Source organism: Sinomonas soli (assembly GCF_054782415.1).
This window is the reverse complement of the sequence record NZ_BAAGSN010000003.1, coordinates 1-2,030: the sequence shown is the minus strand read 5'-3', so window position 1 is coordinate 2,030 and position 2,030 is coordinate 1. Positions and strand designations below refer to the sequence as shown.

The following is a 2,030-nucleotide window of genomic DNA, read 5'->3' as shown; positions in this document are numbered from 1 at the left end:
GCAGGACCCGGAGGCCCCGGTCGTCCTCAAGGTCGCCCAGGAGGGCGCCGTGTGGGCCACCGACGACCCCGGCTTCGACCCGTACCGGAACTGGCTGACCGGGGTCCTCGGCGGCACCGTCGAGCGCGTCGTCCCCTACGAGGAGCTCGCCGCCTGACCACCCCCACGGCAGCGCCCCACCCACGGCGGGTGGGGCGCTGTTCTGTGTCGGCTTGCGCCTCACACGTCTGACGTGCCGCCGGCCCGCTCCCCGTTCTTCGCCGCAATGGCCGCGCCGAGTCGCTCCACCTCCGCAATGAGGGCCTTCATCTGCTCTTCGAGAGGCACATCCGCAGCTTCGACGGCCTCCCCCACCGCCACGGCGGTGCGCTGGGCGGTCTCCTTCGCGACCGCCTCCACGAGCCACGAGGCGATGGACGCCGTCACCACACCGAGCACGGCGATCCCGGCGAGCATGAGGACAACGGCTGCGACGCGTCCGACGTCGGTGACCGGGTAACGGTCCCCGTAGCCGACTGTCGTCACCGTCGTGAACGCCCACCAGAGCGCATCCGGGAACGTCCGGATGTTGGCGCCCGGGGTGTTCTCCTCGGCGTCAAGCACAGCCAGGGCCCCGCAGTACAGGAGCATCGCGGCCGAGCCCACGACGTAGGTGAGGAGCCTTCCGCGCAGCGCCGCCCCGGCGCGGCTGCGGAACACGTGCAGCACCGTCACCAGTCGCAGGAGCCGCAGCGGCCTCAGCGCGGGCAGCGTGAGGATGACCAGTTCGTGCAGGTGCCACAGGAACCACCTCCCGCGGCTCGGCGCCAGCCACAGCTTCGCGAGGTAGTCGATGCCGAACACCGCCCACGTGGCCCAGATCAGGTCCTCCGGCACCGCGCTCATGCTCGCCGGCAGGTCGGCGATGACCTGCACCGAGTACGCGGCGAGGAAGACCAGTGCCGCCCCGATCATGGGCCATTCGGACACGCGCTCCCAGCGTTCAAGAGTCATGCGCTGAACGTACTCTGCCGCGGCGCCACACCGCTCCTTCGGAGGCCTCGTTCAGCGCCCGGTCGAGAAGCCGGGCAGTTGTCGGGGCCCGACGTGGGCTGTGCGCCCGCGCCCGACGATGGGGCCGCCCTTGGGCGCTGTTCTGTCGGTGCCCGGGCCTAGGGTTCGCCCATGACGATGACGATCGAGTCCCCCGCACACATGGGACCCATGAACACTGCCCTTGCCCCGCGCGTGGTCCTGGTCGACATGGACGGCGTCCTCTTCGACTGGATGACCGGGCTGAACGCCAAGCACCTCGAGCTCGACCCGGCCTTCCCCGTCATCCGCCCCGGCGACCAGCACACCTGGGACATGCTCTGCGGCCCCACCGGCGACCGCGACATCCTCCGCCGCGCCATGGACGCCCCCGGCCTGTACCGGGACCTGCAGCCGATGCCCGGCGCCCTGGACGCGCTCGAGGCGATGGAGGCCGCCGGCCTGGCCCCGTTCCTGTGCTCGGCCCCGTTCCCCACGCACGCGACCTGCACCTCCGAGAAGCTCGCCAGCGTGCAGGAGCACTTCGGGCCCAAGTGGGCGCAGCGGACCATCCTGACCCTGGACAAGACCCTCGTGCACGGGGCTGTCCTCGTCGACGACAAGCCGGTCATCACCGGCGCCCGCACCCCCGAATGGACCCAGGTGGTCTTCGACCAGCCCTACAACCAGGGCACCCCGGGGCCGCGGCTGCACTCGTGGGAGGCGTGGGAGGACGTCGTCCTGCCTGTCGTGGACGCCGTGCACGCGCTCACCTGAGTCACCCCTGGATGGCCGGAAGGGCCGGCACCTCACCCCAGATCGGGTGGTGGTGCCGGCCCTTCGCTCTTCCCGGGAGGGGCCGGGACGGCGCTGCGACGAGCCGTTTCGGTGAACGGCGGGCGCCTTCGAGGACTGGGGGGACGACGCAGCCGGGCCTGGGGCGCCTCCGCGGGTTCCCAGGCGCGGTCGCCTGAGGCGGGGTTTCGGGCCCGGATATGGCCGTTTTGGGGGTCCTTGAC

The 2,030-nt window shown here is 71.6% G+C and carries 2 protein-coding genes; one reads left to right on the top strand and one right to left on the bottom strand.

Going from position 1 to position 2,030, the window contains the following annotated elements; translation table 11 throughout:
- Positions 1–219 precede the first annotated feature (219 nt).
- Positions 220–993, bottom strand: coding sequence for a potassium channel family protein (locus tag ACYVKZ_RS01155; protein WP_460990206.1), 774 nt, complete (start codon positions 991–993; stop codon positions 220–222).
- A 171-nt stretch (positions 994–1,164) separates the two neighbouring features.
- Between ACYVKZ_RS01155 and ACYVKZ_RS01150 the strand changes: the two genes are divergently transcribed.
- Positions 1,165–1,788: a 5' nucleotidase, NT5C type gene (locus tag ACYVKZ_RS01150; protein WP_460990205.1), complete on the top strand. Its 624-nt coding sequence runs from the start codon at positions 1,165–1,167 to the stop codon at positions 1,786–1,788.
- Positions 1,789–2,030 lie beyond the last annotated feature (242 nt).

Excerpts from the sequence above, each read along its gene's own strand:
- ACYVKZ_RS01150 (WP_460990205.1), top strand. The coding sequence starts at position 1,165 with ATGACGATGACGATCGAGTCCCCCGCACACATGGGACCCATGAACACT.
- ACYVKZ_RS01155 (WP_460990206.1), bottom strand. The coding sequence starts at position 993 with ATGACTCTTGAACGCTGGGAGCGCGTGTCCGAATGGCCCATGATCGGG.